Here is an 18,524-nt window from a genome sequence, read left to right on the forward strand (position 1 = left end):
TTATGGAAATGGAACAGTTTTATTACGACAACAAAATTGTAAAAAAATTCATTTACGCCACAATACTTTTTGGAGTTGTGGGTATGTTAGTGGGACTTACCTTAGCGGTAATGTACCTTTTTCCCAACATGACAGATGGGATTTCGTGGCTGAGTTACGGCCGATTAAGACCATTGCACACTAATGCAGTTATTTTTGCCTTTGTGGGTAATGCCTTCTTTGCCGGTATGTACTACTCGCTGCAAAGATTGCTAAAAGCCAGGATGTTTAGTGATTTTTTAAGTAACCTTCATTTCTGGGGATGGCAGTTAATTATTGTAGCCGCCGCAATTACACTTCCGTTAGGTTATACTTCTTCTAAAGAATATGCAGAGCTAGAGTGGCCAATCGATATTGCAATTGCTTTAATTTGGGTTGTAATGGGTATCAATATGATTGGTACAATGCTGCGTCGTAGAGAACGTCATTTATATGTTGCAATCTGGTTTTACTTAGCAACATTTGTAACGGTAGCGGTACTGCATATCTTTAACAACATCGAAATTCCGGTTTCTGCTTTAAAAAGCTATTCTGTGTATGCAGGTGTTCAGGATGCCCTAGTGCAATGGTGGTACGGACACAATGCGGTGGCATTCTTCCTTACAACTCCATTCTTGGGATTAATGTACTATTTCGTTCCAAAAATTGCAAACAGACCTGTTTACTCATATAGATTATCTATTATTCACTTTTGGTCTTTAATCTTTATCTATATCTGGGCAGGACCACACCACTTATTATATTCTGCATTGCCAAACTGGGCTCAGAATTTAGGAGTTGCATTCTCAGTAATGTTAATTGCTCCATCTTGGGGAGGTATGATCAATGGTCTTTTAACATTGAGAGGAGCTTGGGATAAAGTTCGTGAAGAACCAGTTTTAAAATTCTTTGTTGTAGCGATTACAGGTTACGGTATGGCGACTTTTGAAGGTCCGATGTTATCTTTAAAAAATGTAAACGCTATTGCGCACTATACCGACTGGATCGTAGCACACGTGCACGTAGGAGCTTTAGCTTGGAATGGTTTTATGTCATTTGGTATTATTTATTGGTTAATTCCAAGAATGACAAAATCAGAATTATTCTCTAAGAAATTGGCAAACTTCCATTTCTGGATTGGAACTTTAGGTATTATCGTTTATACAATTCCATTATATGTGGCTGGTTTCCAACAAGCGTCTATGTGGAAACAATTTAACCCAGACGGAACTTTAACTTATGGTAACTTCTTAGAAACAGTTACGGCGATTATGCCAATGTATTGGATGAGAGCTATCGGAGGGTCTCTTTACTTAATAGGTATGTTGACATTAGTTTACAACATTATCATGACAGTAAAAGTGGGTAATACAATTGAAGATGAATTGGCTCAGGCTCCGGCTTTACAAACAATAAAAAGCAGTAGATTAAGTGGAGAGAAATTCCACTCATGGTTAGAAAGAAAACCAATTCAGTTAACCATTTTAGCAACTATTGCAATTTTAATTGGAGGTATTATTCAAATTGTGCCAACAATTATGGTAAAATCAAATATACCAACTATTTCAAGTGTGAAGCCATATACACCTTTAGAGCTTGAAGGACGTGATTTATATATCAGAGAAGGTTGTGTTGGATGTCATTCACAGTCAGTTCGTCCATTTAGAAGTGAGGTTGAACGTTACGGAGTTCAATCAAAAGCTGGAGAGTTTGTTTATGATCATCCATTCTTATGGGGATCAAAACGTACAGGTCCAGATTTATTAAGAGTAGGCGGTAAGTATAATGACAATTGGCACTTTAACCACATGTGGAACCCGCAAAGTACATCTGCAGGATCAATTATGCCAGGATACAAGTGGTTATTTGATAATAAACCAATGGACATTTCATTGACACAAAAGAAAATGCAGGCAATGATTTCATTAGGTGTGCCATATTCTCCAGAAGAAGTTGCTAACGCACAAAAAACTTTAAGAGAGCAGGCAGTTAAGATAGAAAAAAGCTTAGAAAGCGATCCTGATTTTGTTAAGAGTTATGAAGACAGCCGCAAAAAAGCTGCTGCAAAAGGTGAGAAATTCATTCCGATGAATGAAAGAGAAATCGTTGCTTTGATTGCTTATATTCAAAGACTTGGTACTGATATTAAAGTAAAAGAAACTAAATAACAGCATTATGTTTGAACAAATAAAACACAATATGGAAACAATATCGGGTGTAGAATTATACCCGATTATTTCCCTCTTAATTTTCTTCTTCTTTTTTGTAGGATTAGGTATTTGGGTATTCTCTTATAGAAAAGAAAAAATTCAAGAAATGAGTAATATACCTTTAGATGAAGGACTTAGTGTAATCACAAAAGATAGATAAAAATGAAAAAGTTTTTCCCAGTATATGTTAGAGTACCGTTGATTTTCTTCATCGTATTTGCTTTGATGGAATATTTTATAGACTCAGGCGATAAGCCAGCTTTTGTAAAATTCCCTATGGTTTCGCTCTTTTTATTTGTCTTTTTGTTTATTCTGATTGCCATCGAAATTACACTTAGTGCTGTAAATAGAGTGATGTATCAATTGCTATCGCCAGAAGAAAAAGCGCAAAAAGAACTTGAAGAAAGTTTAAGTTTCAAAGAAAGCACTTGGTTTAAAAACCTAATGCACAAATTGACTAAAACAGAACCAATTGAAAAAGAAGCCGACTTATTGATGGATCATGATTATGACGGAATCAAAGAGTTGGATAATAATTTGCCACCATGGTGGGTGTATTTATTCTACATCTGTATCATTTTCGGAGTTATTTATGTAGTTCGTTACGATGTTTTAGGAGCGGATGATCAGGAAATGGAATTGAAGAAAGAAATGGCGCAGGCAAAAATTGACGTTGAAGAATATATGAAAACTGCTCCAGATTTGATGGACGAAAAAACGGTTGTTTTATTAACTGACGAACCAAGTTTAGCAGCAGGAAAAGAAATCTTTACAACAAACTGTGCAGCTTGTCACCGTGCCGATGCAGGAGGTCAGATTGGACCAAACCTTACAGATGATAAATGGATTTTAGGAGGAGGAATTAAAAACTTATTCCATACCATTACAAATGGAGGTAGAGATGGTAAAGGGATGATTGCCTGGAAAGGAACCCTTAAACCAAAAGAAATACAAAAAGTTGCAAGTTATATCTTGTCTTTGCAAGGAAGCAATCCTAAAGATCCAAAAGAACCAGAAGGAGAAGTTTGGGTAGACGATAGCGCTCCTAAAACCGATGCAGCTGCAACTACAAAAGATACCACAGAAGTTAAAAAATAATTAGAATATCATGTCAAATTTACCAGACGAAGCTTTTAGAGATACCATTGGAACAATAGATGAAGGTGGCAAACGAAAATTTATATTTCCTAAAAAACCGTCTGGTAAATTTTATGATTATAGAAAAATTGTCAGCTACGTTTTATTGGCAATTTTATTCATAAATCCGTTTATCAAAATAAATGGAAACCAGTTTATGATGTTCAATATCTTGGAACGTCGTTTTAATATTTTTGGATTTCCTTTTTGGCCACAGGATTTTTATCTCTTCGTAATCTCAATGCTTGTCGGCGTTGTATTTATAATTTTATTTACCGTTGTTTTCGGAAGAATATTTTGCGGCTGGATTTGCCCACAAACTATTTTCCTTGAAATGGTTTTCCGTCGAATTGAATATTGGATTGATGGAGATCGTGGTGCACAATCTCGTTTAGCAAAGCAAGAATGGAATGGTGAGAAAATTAGAAAAAGACTAATCAAATGGACTATTTTCTTTTTAATCTCTTTCCTTATAGCAAATATATTCTTGGCTTATCTAGTAGGTAGTGATACTTTATTCTTAATGATTGAGCAAGGACCAGTTGTACAAGCTAGCAATTTTATCGCGCTGCTTATATTTACGGGTATTTTCTATTTCGTTTTTGTATGGTTTCGTGAACAGGTTTGTATCATTGCTTGCCCTTATGGAAGATTGCAAGGTGTACTTTTAGACAATAAATCTATTAATGTTGCCTACGATTTTGTTAGAGGTGAAAAAGAAGAAGGACGCGCAAAATTCAAAAAAAATGAAGATAGAGCATTAACGGGAAAAGGAGATTGTATAGATTGTCTTCAATGTGTTCACGTTTGCCCTATGGGAATTGACATCCGAAACGGTACACAGTTAGAATGTACCAACTGTACAGCTTGTATTGATGAATGTGACCACATTATGGAATCTGTAGGATTGCCAAAAGGTCTTATTCGTTATGCTTCTGAAGATGAAATTGCCAAAAAAGAACCTTTTAAATTTACTTCAAGAATGAAAGGATACACAGCTGTCCTCTTTATTTTATTGAGTATTTTTGTTGGAATGCTATTTTTAAGAACAGATGTGCAAGCGGTAGTTTTACGTTTACCAGGTCAGTTATTCCAGCATAATGGAGAAAAAATCAGTAATGTTTACACGTATAAAATTGTAAACAAAACAATGAAAGATTACAATGATATTCATTTCGAATTAATCGATCAGAAAGGAGAAATTAAGAATGTTGGAAAAAGACATTTTAAAGTTGCAAAAGAAGGAATTTCTCAAGGAACATTGTTTATTGAAATTGATGAGGTTTTATTGGAAAGTGATAAAACAAAAGTAAAAATAGGGGTTTACAATGGTTCTGAACTCCTAGAAACAACAACTACAAATTTCTTAGGACCACGAAGTTTTAATTAAAAATATACTATTATGAAATTGAATTGGGGAACTGGAATCGTCATTGCATTCGCATTGTTTATGACCTTTATTTTATATTTTGTGTTTGAAGTGCAGTCAAATTCTAAATACGATAATGATTTGGTTGTCGAAGAATATTACAAACATGATACACACTTTCAGGAAGAAATGGCGAGAATTCAAAATGCGCATGATTTGCAGCATAAGCCATCAATAAAATATACTGGAGAAGGTGTCGCTGTTGTTTTTCCGGTAGGATTTGAAAGCAGTAAAGTGAAAGGAAATATTCAATTATATAGACCTTCAAACAAAAAATTCGACTTTAATACTCAAATTGCCTTAACTAATTCAGAAATCATTATTCCGCAGAAAAAATTAATAAAAGGACGATGGGATGTGAATATGGAATGGCAGTATGAAGGCAAAAAATATCTCACTAAAGAAGTTATTTACGTAAACTAAATCAAAAATGTTATTCTCAGCTTTCTTTTTAGGTTTGATCAGTAGCCTGCATTGTGTTGGAATGTGTGGGCCAATTGCCATGATGCTTCCTGTAGATAGGCAAAATGAAGCCAAAAAGGTAACGCAGATTATGACCTATCATTTTGGTCGATTAACAGCTTACGCCACAATCGGACTGATTTTTGGATTACTCGGAAGAGGTTTTTTCCTGGCGGGATTACAACAGAAAATGTCAATTATTATTGGTGTAATAATGATTATTGTAGTTTGTATTCCTGAGAAAAAATTTGCTCAATACAACTTTTCTAAACCAGTTTATAAAATCATATCAAAAGTTAAAGCCAATCTTGGAAGTCAGTTTAAAAATAAGAGCTACAAATCTCTTTTTACAATTGGTCTTCTAAATGGATTTTTACCATGCGGAATGGTTTATGTTGCTTTATTTGGGGCAATTGCTATGCAAAGTGCCACTTATGGCGTTCTTTACATGCTTTTGTTTGGAATAGGAACAATTCCGTTAATGACTATTGTGGTTTATGTCAATACATTATTGAAATTGCCATTTCGAAATAAAATTCAAAAGGCAATTCCTTATGTTGCAGTTATCATTGGAGTTTTATTTATCCTTAGAGGATTGGGATTAGGAATTCCGTATATTTCTCCTTCAAACATGAGTTTATTTGTACAGCAGACTCCAAACTGCCACTAAGAAAAATATATTTAAAAGATTTTATACAGTCATCGAAAACAGATTTGTTTCCGGTGACTTTCTTTTTAGATGCAAATCGAAAGCCATACAAATATTACGTACAAAAGGTCTTCCTTCTTCTGTAATTTTGATTTTGTTGTTTTCAATAACAATTAAATTATCATTTTCGATTTCTTTCAAAGCAATTAAAACCTCAGGAAGTTCAGCAAAGTTTAGAGATTCTGCAGTCCAGGATGTTTCCAATTCGCAGGTTAAGTTTAGAATATGTTTTCTAATGATAAGGTCTTCATCGTTCAAAATATGACCTTTTACAACAGCAAGCCTATCAGATTCTATAATTTCATAATATTCTTCAAGGCTTTTAGTATTTTGTGTAAAACTATACCAGCTATCGCTTATAGAAGATACGCCAAGCCCAATCATAACTTGTGTTTTAGAAGCGCTATAACCCATAAAGTTTCGATGAAGTTTTCTGTTATGAGCAGCTTTGTACAAACTATCGTCTTCTAATGCAAAATGATCCATGCCAATTTCATGATAACCATTTTGAATTAGAAGTTTTTTTCCTATTTCATATAATTTTCTCTTTTCAGAATCTTTTGGAAGATTTTCATCATTAAAACCACGTTGTCCGTTTCCTTTTATCCAAGGCACATGTGCATAGCTATAAAATGCTAGTCTATCAGGTTTTAATGAATTTGTTTTTTCTACGGTATCAATTACATCTTCGATGGTTTGAAATGGAAGTCCAAAGATAATATCATGTCCTATTGAAGTATAACCAATTTCTTTTGCCCAAAAAGTCACTTTAGCAACATTGTGAAATGGCTGAATTCTATTTATGGCTTTTTGAACAGTGGCAGAGTAATCTTGAACTCCAAAACTTACTCGACGGAAGCCTAAATCATATAATTTTTTAAGCTGTTCGTATGTTGTGTTATTTGGATGCCCCTCAAAACTAAATTCATGATTTGCTGCTTTTACAGCATTCTTAAAAATCCCATTTATAAGGCTCTCCAGGTTTTCTTTTGAGAAAAATGTTGGCGTTCCTCCGCCTAAATGTATTTCTTTAATTACAGGTTTTTCAGGAAGTAAATCACAATACATTTTCCATTCTTTAAGAACTGCCTGAATGTATTTTTCTTCTACTGAATGATTTTTGGTAATACGTTTGTTGCATCCGCAGAAAGTGCACATGCTTTCGCAAAATGGCAGGTGAATATATAAACTGATTCCGTTCTTTGAATTGCTTTCTATGAATGATTTTTGTAAAGTAGTAATCCATTTTTCTGAAGTAAAATCAGATTCATTCCAATATGGAACCGTTGGATAACTAGTATATCTTGGACCTGGGACGTTGTACTTTTGAGTCAAAGAAATTTTCATAATAACGGATTTAGTTTATATCAAAATTAAAGCTTAAGGCGAAGACATAAAATGACAAATATCATAAAAACTGTAAAAAAAAAGAGACTCAAAATTGAGCCTCTTTATTGAATTAAATAATTAACGTGATATAGAATCTTGGATGATTTTAAGCCATTTTTTCGCAAACTGATGATCTTGATAGACACTAATTTGTTTGATGCGGTCATCATCAAAATCATAGAATGGAATTAATATTTTTTTAGATGTTTCTTTTTCTTGAAATTCAAAATCAATTTTGATAATTGTATCTGAACCAGCGTCTGTTGTCGGAATTAATTTGCTTGATGCAATTGTATTTAAGTCGACATATGTTGATTCTTGCTGATTTGGATTGAAATTCATTAAAATGAACTTATTGTTTTTTTGATCAATTGTCAAAGTCTTATTATTGATTGATTCTGTCAAATCAAAATCTTCTGGATGATTTGGGTTGAATCTTTTCTTGATATTTAAAATTCTTGATTTACTTGCTGCAGATGAACGTGCAGAAAAATATACAGGGATTGCAACAATAATTAAAATCACAATACCCATTATTGTGGTAGTAGTTTCCATAATGTTTTTAATGAAGTAAATAAATGATATTCAAAGCAGTTTTCGGTTTGAAAACAGCTACGTAAGTGCTTGAAGAATAAATTCTCTAAGGGAAAATCAAATATTTATTTACCAGAAAAAATGGAAAGCATAGAGTATGACTGAAACCTTTTTACATTGAGTAGTAAAGAGTTTAGTGTATGCTGTAGTATAAGTAACGGTTTGATGTTGTGGTATTAGCGGTAAAAGCGTATCAAAACATTTAATTATTCCGGTAGGATTTGTTTTGATATTTGCCGCAAACTGGTAACTTCCCTGAGGCTGAATAAATGCTGACGAATCGGGAATGTCTTTACAGAAGTTGGTATCCGATTTTTCTGTCTCAATTATACGCGTAGAGGCTTGGTCTGCTTGATAGGCAAACAATCCTGCTAACAAAAGCGTAATTAAAACAATGGTTTTACGAATCCAATTCATGTCGGCGAATTTAAGTCATAAAACGCAATTAAAGAAATTTTATAGAATTAATTAACACTCAAAAAAAAGTCCTCAATAAAATGAGGACTTAAGGTGTTATTGTTGCATTTTAAAATAGTAATCTGCCGAGTGTTTACCGCTTCCGTAGAATAGGAAAAAGATGCAGACAAATAAAACGATTAATGCTAAAACTAAACTTTCAGAGTGCATTTTTCCCATAAAGTTAATGAGAACTGCACCAAATAAGATTGGTAATTGTGCTGCAATAGCCCATCTGGTTAAAAGTCCAAAAATAATCATTATACCACCAATCATATGGGCTGGAGCAATGTAATGTAGCATAAACATACCTCCGCCATACTTATCAATAGGGGAAATCAAATCATGCAGGTATTGAATATTGGTGACGAAAGAGACACCTTTCATAAATAAGAATCCACCCAAAACAATACGTACTAAATCAACTGGTAAATAAGTGTGCGAATTTGCCCATTTATTCAAACTTTTTACATTTTCCATGATGTTGTGTGATTAAAAATTATATACTAAGTTACTAATTTTTAATCAGATATTTATTTTTAACTCCTTGAAAATAAGTTTTTTGCTTTTTATTTAACGTATTGTTGAGAATTCTTAAATCGTTAGACCTGAATGACTCCTAGATTAAATGGTTTTTGAATAGGAGCGTGGTTTGCAGCTTCGATTCCCATCGAAATCCAATTACGAGTTTCTAATGGATCAATGATTGCATCTGTCCATAATCTTGAAGCAGCATAATAAGGAGAAGTCTGCTCATCATAACGTGCTTTTATTTTATTGAATAATTCTGTTTCTTTTGCTTCATCAACTTTTTCTCCTTTCGCTTTAAGCGAAGAAGCTTCAATTTGAGCTAAGACTTTTGCGGCTTGAGTTCCGCCCATTACAGCGAGTTCTGCACTTGGCCAAGCAAATATTAATCGAGGATCATAAGCTTTTCCACACATGGCATAATTTCCTGCTCCGTATGAATTTCCGACAATAACAGTAAATTTAGGAACCACCGAGTTACTTACCGCATTTACCATTTTAGCTCCGTCTTTAATAATTCCGCCATGTTCAGATTTTGAACCTACCATGAAACCAGTAACATCTTGTAAAAACACCAACGGAATTTTTTTCTGATTGCAATTGGCAATAAAACGAGTTGCCTTATCTGCACTATCAGAATAAATAACACCGCCAAACTGCATTTCACCCTTTTTGGTTTTAACAACTTTCCTTTGGTTGGCAATAATTCCAACAGCCCAACCATCAATTCTGGCATAACCTGTAATTAGAGATTGTCCGTAACCTTCTTTATAAGCTTCAAATTCTGAATTATCAACCAAACGTTTGATGATTTCCATCATATCGTATTGTTCGCTTCTCGCTTTTGGAAGGATTCCGTAAATATCGTTTGGTTCTAAAGCTGGTTTTTCTGCTTTGATTCGGCTGTAACCAGCTTTATCAAAATCACCAATTTTATCTACAATATTTTTTATTTTATCTAAAGCGTCTTTGTCATCTTTGGCTTTATAATCGGTTACGCCCGAAATTTCGCAATGTGTTGTTGCGCCACCTAAAGTTTCATTGTCTATAGTTTCGCCAATTGCGGCCTTTACAAGATAACTTCCTGCAAGGAAAATACTTCCTGTTTTATCAACGATTAAGGCTTCGTCACTCATAATGGGAAGATAAGCGCCGCCGGCAACACAGCTTCCCATAACGGCCGCGATTTGAGTAATTCCCATACTGCTCATTTGAGCATTATTTCTAAAGATACGTCCGAAATGCTCTTTATCAGGAAAAATCTCATCTTGCATTGGCAGATAAACTCCTGCGCTGTCTACAAGATAAATAATTGGAAGCCTGTTTTCCATTGCAATTTCTTGCGCACGAAGATTTTTCTTTCCTGTTATAGGAAACCATGCTCCAGCTTTTACTGTTGCATCATTAGCAACAACAATGCATTGTTTTCCTTTGATGTAACCAATTTTTACCACAACACCTCCCGAAGGGCATCCGCCGTGTTCTGGATACATTCCTTCGCCAGCAAAACCTCCAATTTCAATACTTTTTGAATTTTCATCCAATAAATAAGCAATTCTTTCGCGAGCTGTCATTTTTCCTTCAGCATGCAGTTTTTCGATTCTCTTTTCGCCTCCGCCTAATTTTACTTTGGCAAATTTTTGTTTTAGTTCTGAAAGAAGTAATTTATTGTGATCTTCGTTTTTATTGAAGTTTAAATCCATGATATAGTATTGATTTTATAAAATAGTGTTGGCTAATTTACAAAATCAATTGAAATAAATAGAATATATAATCACGGTAGAAGGTTTACAAATTTAAAATTAAGTTATATAAAAAAAGCAGAAGTTTATACTTCTGCTTTTTTATAATTTCGTTTAAACTATTTCTTAGTACTGCAAACCATTCGTTTTAAAATTGCCCATTGTTTTAGCGCGTCTCGAGCTTCAACGGCAGGATAACCCAGCATCGTTTTTCCTGCAGGAACATCTCCTGTGACACCAGATCCAGCACCAATTACAGCACCATCTCCAATAGAGGTGTGGTCTTTTATAGATGCACTTCCGCCAATTATAACTCCGTTTCCTAAGGTTACAGAACCTGCTAGACCACTGTTACCAGCCATAATGCAAAATTTACCCAACTTACTATTATGTCCAATTTGTACTAAATTGTCAATTTTACAGCCGTCTCCAATAATAGTTGAACTAAATTTACCACGATCTACGCAAGTATTTGCGCCAATTTCAACTCTATTTCCAATTACTACATTACCGATTTGAGGGATTTTTACCAAACCATTCTTAGCACATGGACGAAACCCGAATCCATCTGCTCCAATTGTAGCATTTGGATGAATAATACAATCGTGGCCAATATGACAACGCTCTCGAATTACAGTTCCAGACCAGATAGTAGTATTTTCTCCAATAATGCATTCATCTAAAATAGTCACATTTGGGTAAAGTGTTGTATTTGATCCAATTTCAACTTTTGGACCAATATAGCATCCTGCTCCAATTTTGACACCTTCTCCGATAATTGCAGTTTCATCAACAGTTGCGGTTTTGTGAATGTTGGTATGAAAAACAGGAGTAGGGAGGGCAAAAAGAGCTAAAATTTGAGACATTGCTAAGTCTGCATTTTTTACTTTGATAAATGCACGGTTTTCACCAGGTTCGATAGAAATATCTTCGTTGACAATTGCAATTGAAGCATTTGATGTGCACCAATGTTTTTCGTATTTTTTGTTTCCTATAAACGAAATTTCTGAAGATGTCGCTTTTTCCAGTTGCTCTGTTGCAGTAATGTTGTGTGAAGTTGTGCCGTAAATTTCACCATTGATAACTTCATTAATCTCTTGAATTGAATAGGATCTCATTTATAATACTAAGATATTTGGGTTAATTTTTGCCAAATAAAGCAAATTACATTTTGATTACCTAATATTTTATTTGGTTAAAATTGAGAAAAAATTAAAGTAACAAACTTAATATTACAAAATTAACATTTTATCTGCTAAAAAAATGATTGTTTGTTAATGCGGCCGAATTAGAAAAACCCTGCGCAAGAGGGCTGTATCAGCTTTGCTTTCTGTAAAAATAAAATTTAGACGTCCAGTTATATTAATAATTAATAGCCTGGATATTTTTTTAGTTAAATATTCAACAAAAAAAAAGCGACTCCATTTTTTATAGGAATCGCTTTATTATTTATTCTTTTACTTTATTCAAAGAGAGTGCATTAATGCAATATCGTAGACCGCTTGGAGGCGGACCATCGGGAAAGATATGACCTAAATGTGCGTCGCAGACATTGCAGGTTACTTCAACACGGATCATTCCGTGAGATCTATCCGCGTGGTATCCGACTGCATTTTCTTTTACAGGTTGTGTAAAAGACGGCCATCCTGTTCCAGATTCGAACTTTTCGCTGGCATCAAACAACAAAGTGCCACAACATTTACATTCGTAAATTCCTGGTTCAAATAAACTGCACATTTCTGAGCTAAAAGACCTTTCAGTTCCTTTTAAACGTGTTACCTGAAATTCTTCCGGAGTTAGAATTTGTTTCCATTCTTCCTCTGTTTTTTCCACTCTTTTATCTGGAGTTGGATTTCCTTTATTTGTAAAATGAATTACATCTGCCCATTTTATCATAACTTTTTTGTTTTAAAGTTTAAAGTTTCAGGTTTCAAGTTTATTGTGATTGAGAAAGAAAACTGAACACTAAAAAAACTGAACACTTGATACTATTCTTCCTCTTTCTGTCCCATCATCATTAGGTAGGCTTTAAGGAAAGGATCGATATTTCCGTTCATTACGCCATCAACATCGCTGGTTTCGTAACCTGTACGAACGTCTTTTACTAATTTATAAGGTTGCATAACGTAATTACGAATTTGCGAACCCCATTCGATTTTCATTTTTCCAGCTTCAATATCAGCACGCTGCGCTTGCTGTTTCTTTAATTCGATTTCGTACAATTGAGAACGAAGCATTTGCATGGCACGCTGTCTGTTGTCTTGTTGAGAACGAGTTTCAGAACATTGAATCTGAATGCCAGTAGGTTTGTGAACTAACTGAACTTTCGTCTCCACTTTATTTACGTTTTGTCCACCCGCCCCACTAGAACGAGAGGTTGTGATTTCGATATCGGCAGGATTAATGTCGATTTCGATACTATCATCAACTAATGGATAAACGTAAACTGATACGAAAGAAGTATGACGTTTAGCGTTACTGTCGAAAGGTGAAATACGAACCAAACGGTGAACTCCGTTTTCTCCTTTTAAATATCCGAACGAATAATCTCCTTCGAATTCTAAAGTTACGGTTTTAATTCCGGCAACGTCGCCTTCTTGAAAGTTAAGTTCTTTGATTTTGTAACCATAACTTTCTCCCCACATCATGTACATACGCATTAACATTCCTGCCCAGTCACAGCTTTCTGTTCCTCCAGCACCTGCTGTAATCTGAACCACAGCACTTAAACTGTCACCTTCGTCAGAAAGCATGTTTTTGAATTCGATATTTTCGATATGTGCTTGTGCGGCTTCATATTGTTCATCTAATTCATCTACAGAAAGTTCTCCTTCTTTGTAAAAATCATAAGCAAGCTGTAATTCTTCTGTAAGAGAGACTGCTTTATCATAATCTTCAATCCATTTTTTCTTGTTTCGAAGATTTTTTACAATGTTTTCTGCTTCTTTTGGATTGTTCCAAAAGTCTGGAGCGAATGTTTTTTCTTCTTCGTTTGCAATCTCGATTAGTTTAGCATCGACGTCAAAGATACCTCCTCAACGCACCAAGGCGCTCCACAATACCTTTTACTTGTTCGGCTGTTGTCATAAATTAATTAATAGGTTTTTATATGTTTTTTAGAATTATTACGTTAATTTGGTCTAGAGAAACCAGCGAGTTAAATTTTACCAAAACTTGCTGAGAATAACTATAAGTAATACGTAATTTTGCATACAAAAATAAGATATAGTTTTTAGAATATGGAAATAAATTTAATCAGCGATACCATAACAAAGCCTACTTATGAAATGCTGCAGTATATGTTTAACGCCCATGTTGGCGATGATGTATACAAACAGGACCCAACGGTGATTGAATTGGAAAACAGGACAGCAGAGTTTTTTGGTATGGAAGCTGGTCTTTTCTTTCCGTCTGGAACTATGGCAAATCAGACTGCAATTAAACTGCACACGCAACCTGGAGAACAGTTAATTGCTGACAAATATGCACACGTTTATCATTATGAAGGAGGAGGAGTTTCTTTTAATAGCGGCGTTTCTTGCTGTTTAGTAGATGGAAACCGCGGAATGATAACTGCTGCGCAAGTAAAAGCTGCAATAAATGATCCAGAGTTTTATCATAGCCCCTTAACGAGTTTAGTTTGTGTTGAAAATACAACCAATAAAGGTGGCGGAGCCTGTTATGAATTGGACGATTTAAGAGAAATAAAAAAAGTTTGCGATGCTCATAATTTAAAGTTCCATTTAGATGGCGCTCGAATTTGGAATGCATTAGTGGCTAAAAGACAGAATCCCAGAGAATTTGGGGCTATTTTCGATACTATTTCGGTTTGTTTATCTAAAGGATTAGGCGCACCAATTGGTTCTGTACTGCTTGGAAGTAAAGCTGATATTCACAGAGCGTTGAGAATCAGGAAGATATTAGGTGGAGGAATGCGTCAAGTTGGCTATTTGGCTGCTGCAGGATTGTATGCTTTGGCTCATAATATCGAAAGATTGGCAGAGGATCACCGCAGAGCAAAAGAAATTGCAAAGATTTTAAGCACAAAACCGTGGATTGCGGCTATTGAACCTGTAGAAACTAATATTTTAATTTTTTCGCTGGAAGAAGGTTATAGCGATCAATTATTAATTGAGAAATTAAAACAAAAAAATATACTTATAAGCTCTTTAGGACATAATAAACTCAGAATTGTAACGCATCTAGATTATAAAGAAGTGATGCATACATATGTTTTAGAAACGCTTTCGAAGTTTTAAAAAAAAAGCAGGATTTTAAAATCCTGCTTTTTTTTAGTTATTTATTTTGTCGACAATAAATATACTGTTGTTTACGGATTTGTCTGAAGTGAGTCCAAAGTGTTTATATGTTTTGGTTGAAATATTAAACTTTACAAGTTCAAAATAACCATTCTTTAACATATAACATACATACTCATTAGTTGTTTTGTCAATAAATCCGGCTCCGTTTTGAAGCATAATTCCTAATGATTCATTGGCTAAAAAGTCTTCAGAAGTATTATCTGTTAAATTAACTTTACTGATCGTAACTCCAATTTCTCCGACTTTGTTTTTTAAGCAATATACTGTATTTGGTGAATAAACCGCAGCGTGTGAAAATGTAAAATTAGCGTTGTTGACCAAGATTTTCTTTGCAGAATAATTTTCTAAATCAATTTCAAAAGTTTCTGTGCGGCTAGAACTGTACAATTTTGTATTATTTATAAAAGTTGAAAGCGATACCGTCTGGTCAAAATTTAAGCCTAAATAAGTAACTTCAAAAGTAGCAGGGTCGATTTTTACTAGAAATGAATTATTGGCAAAAGTGCCAAGATATGGAAAGCCAATAACTATTCCGTAAAGTATTTTTTGATTGTCATCCCATGTCAATGAGCTCATTGTAGGTTCATCCCCTTTGATTTCTTTTGGATAAACTAATTTTTTTGAGGTACTAGTTTTTGAATTTTTATCAAAAATAAAAAGCTTGTCCTCTGGAGTATAATGTTCTATTAAAAAAATCTTTTCAGAATTTGATACAGTTGTACCAGGATTAATAGTAGTGGTTTGTACACCTCCAAATTGAGCGTAAGCTGATATTTTTCCGCTATTGTTTCCTATTTTGCTAATTTCTCCTGAAGAAGTTACCGCTAAATAACTAAAGTCGTCTTTTTCTTGAGGTGTAGATGCATCATTGGAGCATGAAAATAGAAACAAGCCAATAAAGCTAATAGCTAGAGTTTTGTAGGTTAAGCTCATGTTTTACTAGATTATTTAAATAAATTATCCATTCCAGGAATAGAAGGCATATCCATTCTAGCTACAGCATCTAACTCTCTTTCGTTTACACTCGTTGCTTTTTCTATAGCTTTATTTAATGTTACAATTAAGTAATCTTCTAATTGTTCTTTATCTTCTATTAAAGAATCGTCAATCGAAATTGATTTTATTTTTCTGCTCGCTGTAATTGTAATTTTTAATAATCCGTCAGCGCTTTGTTCGTCAATTAAAACAGTATCTAAACGCTTTTTTGTATCTTCAATTTTTTGCTGGGTTTCTTTAAGTTTGCCCATCATTCCCATTAAATCCATTTTTGTTGATTTTTTAAATTATTTCAGACAAAATTAGTATATTGCTGTGTTAATTCAATAGAATAATTTAAGAAAAAATTAATTCTCTTCTGTTGGGTTTGTGCTATTTTTGCGTCTTCATATTTAAAAATTAATGCTTAATAAATGCAAAATGATATATCGGCCCCAAAGGCTAAAATAATACCAAAGACATTAAAAAAACATAAAGAAACCAGAATTGACAACTATTTCTGGCTTAACAACAGAGAAGATTCTGAGGTTATCGATTACTTAAATAAGGAGAATGCTTATTACGAAAGCATGACTTCTCACACACAAAATTTAAAAGATAGTCTGTTTGAAGAAATGAAAGGGAGAATTAAGGAAGATGACTCTTCTGTTCCTTATTTCTACAATGGCTATTTTTATATTACACGTTTTGAAACAGGTCAGGATTATCCAATTTTTGCAAGAAAAAAAGGAAGCCTTTCTGCCGAAGAAGAAATTCTTTTTAACTGTAATGAAATGGCAAAAGGACATGCTTATTTTAAATTAGGAGGTTTAAGCATTAGTCCAGATAATAAATTTGCCAGCTTTGGAGTAGATATTGTAGGAAGAAGAATCTACACTATTCAGGTTAAAAACTTAGAAACTGGAGAAATTTTGGCTGATAAAATAGAAAATGTTACGGGAGCTTCTGTTTGGGCAAACGATAATAATACTGTATTTTATGTGAGACAGGATGAAGTGACATTAAGAGCAGATAAAGTTTTTAGACATAAATTAAATACCAGTTCAGAAAATGATGTTTTGGTTTATGATGAAACAGATGACACTTTTAATGTATCGATCAGTAAAGAAAAATCAAGAAAATATATTGTTATTGGTTCTGGAAGTACATTAACTACCGAATATAGAATTTTGAATTCTAATAATCCAGATGGAGAATTTGCTGTTTTTCAGCCACGTGTTCGCGGATTAGAATATAGTATTTCTCATTATGAAGATTCATTTTATATTTTAACCAATAAAGACAAGGCGACGAATTTTAAGTTAATGAAAACGCCAGAAGACAAGACAGGAAAGAAAAACTGGGTAGATCTTATTCCGCACAGAGAAGATGTTTTGTTGGAAGATATTGAGATTTTTAAAAACTATTTAGTTATTGAAGAGCGCTCAAACGGATTAAATCATATTAGAATTATGCCTTGGAATGATGAGCCAGATTATTATCTTCCTTTTGGCAGTGAAACGTATAATGCGTACACAACAACAAATGTTGATTTTGATACCGATATTTTACGTTACAGTTACCAATCATTAGCAACACCTTCTTCTGTAATTGATTTTAATATGAAGACTAAAACCAAAGAAATATTAAAAGAGCAAGAGGTTTTGGGCGGAAAGTTTGATAAAAACAATTATGTAGAAGAACGAGTTTGGGCAACAGCAAGAGATGGCGTAAAAGTGCCTATTTCTATGGTTTATAGAAAGGGATTAGAGAAAAAAGGTAAAAATCCTTTGTTATTATACGCATATGGTTCGTACGGAATTACAATGGACACTTATTTTTCTTCGACAAGATTATCGCTCTTAGATCGCGGATTTGTTTACGCAATCGCCCATATTAGAGGAGGAGAGGATCTAGGAAGACAATGGTATGAAGATGGAAAACTGTTAAAAAAGAAAAATACCTTTACAGATTTCATCGATTGCTCTAAATTTGTAATTGACCAAAAGTATACTTCTCCAGAGCATCTTTATGCAGAGGGAGGATCTGCTGGAGGACTTTTAATGGGAGTGATTGTAAATGAAGCTCCTGAATTGTATAATGGCGTTATCGCTCAGGTGCCTTTTGTAGACGTAATTACCACGATGTTGGATGACAGCATTCCGCTTACAACTGGAGAGTATGACGAATGGGGGAACCCAAACAATAAAAAATATTACGATTATATGTTGTCGTATTCGCCTTATGATAACGTAAAAGCACAGGAATATCCAAATATGTATGTATCTACTGGTCTGCACGATTCGCAGGTACAATATTGGGAGCCAGCTAAATGGGTAGCAAAATTGCGAGATTTAAAAACAAATAATAAACTTTTGTTTTTAGATACAAACATGGATGCAGGTCATGGCGGGGCTTCAGGACGTTTTGAAGCTTTAAAAGACTTAGCAAAAGAATTTAGTTTTTTATTAGATTTAGAAAAAATTAAAAGCTAATTAGAAATTTTTTGTTAAATTTGCAACCTATCAAGGTTAATTTAAAAAAGACCTTTGA

The 18,524-nt window shown here is 34.0% G+C and carries 18 protein-coding genes; 8 read left to right on the forward strand and 10 right to left on the reverse strand.

Annotation, left to right across the window (positions count from 1 at the left end; genetic code table 11):
• The first annotated feature begins 2 nt into the window (after positions 1-2).
• Genes ccoN through AC1Q5Z_RS02640 form a run of 6 tightly spaced genes read left to right on the forward strand, consistent with a single transcriptional unit; the run spans position 3 to position 5,926 of the window.
• Positions 3-2,186, forward strand: a complete 2,184-nt coding sequence (ccoN, locus tag AC1Q5Z_RS02615) for a cytochrome-c oxidase, cbb3-type subunit I (protein WP_492443722.1) — start codon at positions 3-5, stop codon at positions 2,184-2,186.
• A gap of 7 nt (positions 2,187-2,193) precedes the next feature.
• Positions 2,194-2,388, forward strand: a complete 195-nt coding sequence (locus tag AC1Q5Z_RS02620; RefSeq protein WP_111378528.1) for a CcoQ/FixQ family Cbb3-type cytochrome c oxidase assembly chaperone — start codon at positions 2,194-2,196, stop codon at positions 2,386-2,388.
• A gap of 2 nt (positions 2,389-2,390) precedes the next feature.
• Entirely contained in the window at positions 2,391-3,326 is a 936-nt protein-coding gene (locus AC1Q5Z_RS02625) for a cbb3-type cytochrome c oxidase N-terminal domain-containing protein (RefSeq protein ID WP_198857147.1), read from the forward strand.
• Between the two features lie 10 nt (positions 3,327-3,336).
• On the forward strand, positions 3,337-4,755 hold the full coding sequence (ccoG, locus tag AC1Q5Z_RS02630; RefSeq protein WP_343589901.1) for a cytochrome c oxidase accessory protein CcoG: 1,419 nt from the start codon (positions 3,337-3,339) through the stop codon (positions 4,753-4,755).
• Positions 4,756-4,767: 12 nt separating this feature from the next.
• A complete protein-coding gene (locus AC1Q5Z_RS02635) occupies positions 4,768-5,217 on the forward strand; it encodes a FixH family protein (protein ID WP_343589899.1) in 450 nt (149 codons plus the stop codon).
• A gap of 7 nt (positions 5,218-5,224) precedes the next feature.
• The gene (locus AC1Q5Z_RS02640) at positions 5,225-5,926 is read left to right on the forward strand and encodes a sulfite exporter TauE/SafE family protein (protein WP_198857150.1); all 702 of its coding nucleotides are present in this window, start codon (positions 5,225-5,227) and stop codon (positions 5,924-5,926) included.
• 21 nt (positions 5,927-5,947) lie between these two features.
• Here AC1Q5Z_RS02640 and hemN read toward each other — a convergent pair whose 3' ends face one another.
• From hemN to prfB, 8 genes are all read right to left on the reverse strand, one after another.
• The gene (gene hemN, locus AC1Q5Z_RS02645) at positions 5,948-7,312 is read right to left on the reverse strand and encodes an oxygen-independent coproporphyrinogen III oxidase (RefSeq protein WP_343589896.1); all 1,365 of its coding nucleotides are present in this window, start codon (positions 7,310-7,312) and stop codon (positions 5,948-5,950) included.
• 120 nt (positions 7,313-7,432) lie between these two features.
• Complete coding sequence (locus AC1Q5Z_RS02650; protein WP_095930909.1) at positions 7,433-7,909, reverse strand: hypothetical protein; 477 nt, start codon at positions 7,907-7,909, stop codon at positions 7,433-7,435.
• 108 nt (positions 7,910-8,017) lie between these two features.
• On the reverse strand, positions 8,018-8,365 hold the full coding sequence (locus tag AC1Q5Z_RS02655; protein ID WP_278022173.1) for a hypothetical protein: 348 nt from the start codon (positions 8,363-8,365) through the stop codon (positions 8,018-8,020).
• A 96-nt stretch (positions 8,366-8,461) separates the two neighbouring features.
• Positions 8,462-8,884, reverse strand: a complete 423-nt coding sequence (locus AC1Q5Z_RS02660; RefSeq protein ID WP_198857154.1) for a DoxX family protein — start codon at positions 8,882-8,884, stop codon at positions 8,462-8,464.
• Between the two features lie 122 nt (positions 8,885-9,006).
• Positions 9,007-10,635 (reverse strand): acyl-CoA carboxylase subunit beta, encoded by a 1,629-nt coding sequence (locus AC1Q5Z_RS02665; protein WP_198857155.1) that lies wholly within the window; start codon positions 10,633-10,635, stop codon positions 9,007-9,009.
• 158 nt (positions 10,636-10,793) lie between these two features.
• Entirely contained in the window at positions 10,794-11,792 is a 999-nt protein-coding gene (gene lpxD, locus AC1Q5Z_RS02670; RefSeq protein WP_343589891.1) for a UDP-3-O-(3-hydroxymyristoyl)glucosamine N-acyltransferase, read from the reverse strand.
• Positions 11,793-12,123: 331 nt separating this feature from the next.
• Positions 12,124-12,570, reverse strand: coding sequence for a peptide-methionine (R)-S-oxide reductase MsrB (gene msrB / locus AC1Q5Z_RS02675; protein WP_492443728.1), 447 nt, complete (start codon positions 12,568-12,570; stop codon positions 12,124-12,126).
• A gap of 92 nt (positions 12,571-12,662) precedes the next feature.
• Positions 12,663-13,761 (reverse strand): peptide chain release factor 2 gene (gene prfB / locus AC1Q5Z_RS02680; RefSeq protein WP_111424189.1). Its coding sequence is split into 2 segments (ribosomal slippage): positions 12,663-13,697 and positions 13,699-13,761, totalling 1,098 coding nucleotides; the frame shifts between segments, so codons are not numbered across the junction.
• Between the two features lie 152 nt (positions 13,762-13,913).
• Here prfB and AC1Q5Z_RS02685 point away from each other — a divergent pair.
• Complete coding sequence (locus AC1Q5Z_RS02685; RefSeq protein ID WP_492443730.1) at positions 13,914-14,933, forward strand: threonine aldolase family protein; 1,020 nt, start codon at positions 13,914-13,916, stop codon at positions 14,931-14,933.
• 33 nt (positions 14,934-14,966) lie between these two features.
• Here AC1Q5Z_RS02685 and AC1Q5Z_RS02690 read toward each other — a convergent pair whose 3' ends face one another.
• Positions 14,967-15,929 carry a hypothetical protein gene (locus AC1Q5Z_RS02690; protein ID WP_343589178.1) on the reverse strand — a complete coding sequence of 321 codons (963 nt, stop codon included), beginning with the start codon at positions 15,927-15,929 and terminating at the stop codon, positions 14,967-14,969.
• An 11-nt stretch (positions 15,930-15,940) separates the two neighbouring features.
• The gene (locus tag AC1Q5Z_RS02695; RefSeq protein WP_286967448.1) at positions 15,941-16,261 is read right to left on the reverse strand and encodes a YbaB/EbfC family nucleoid-associated protein; all 321 of its coding nucleotides are present in this window, start codon (positions 16,259-16,261) and stop codon (positions 15,941-15,943) included.
• Positions 16,262-16,405: 144 nt separating this feature from the next.
• Here AC1Q5Z_RS02695 and AC1Q5Z_RS02700 point away from each other — a divergent pair, with 144 nt between their 5' ends.
• Positions 16,406-18,466, forward strand: a complete 2,061-nt coding sequence (locus tag AC1Q5Z_RS02700) for a S9 family peptidase (protein ID WP_492443733.1) — start codon at positions 16,406-16,408, stop codon at positions 18,464-18,466.
• The last annotated feature ends 58 nt before the right edge of the window (positions 18,467-18,524 follow it).

It is taken from the genome of Flavobacterium sp. GW823-FHT06G12, assembly GCF_058794775.1.